At 50.0% G+C, this 246-nt stretch carries 1 pseudogene; it reads left to right on the top strand.

What is annotated here, in order from left to right:
* Positions 1-26: 26 nt before the first annotated feature.
* Positions 27-246 (top strand): annotated as a pseudogene (locus SB764_RS43560) (formimidoylglutamase); the annotation flags it as partial.

Below are 246 nucleotides of genomic sequence, written 5' to 3'. Positions count from 1 at the left end.
CATGTATTAGCCATACACCTGCTGATATGAACCAGTGGATAGGACGTGCAGAGCCATTTGAGACTGCGCGTGCCCGCTATTGGTATCAGCTTGCTCAGCCTTACGAGGATCAAAATATTGGGCTAATTGGTTTTGCCTGTGATCAAGGCGTTAGACGCAATCAAGGCCGCGTGGGTACTAGAGCTGCTCCGCCATTGATTCGTCGAGCTTTTGCTACGCTGCCAGTCATCGCTGATTTACAACAAC

Origin of the sequence: Paraburkholderia sp. SIMBA_027 (assembly GCF_046535315.1) — a bacterium.
GTDB lineage: Bacteria > Pseudomonadota > Gammaproteobacteria > Burkholderiales > Burkholderiaceae > Paraburkholderia > Paraburkholderia tropica.
Note: the sequence above shows the minus strand (reverse complement) of the source record. Positions and strands in the feature narration are given on the sequence as shown.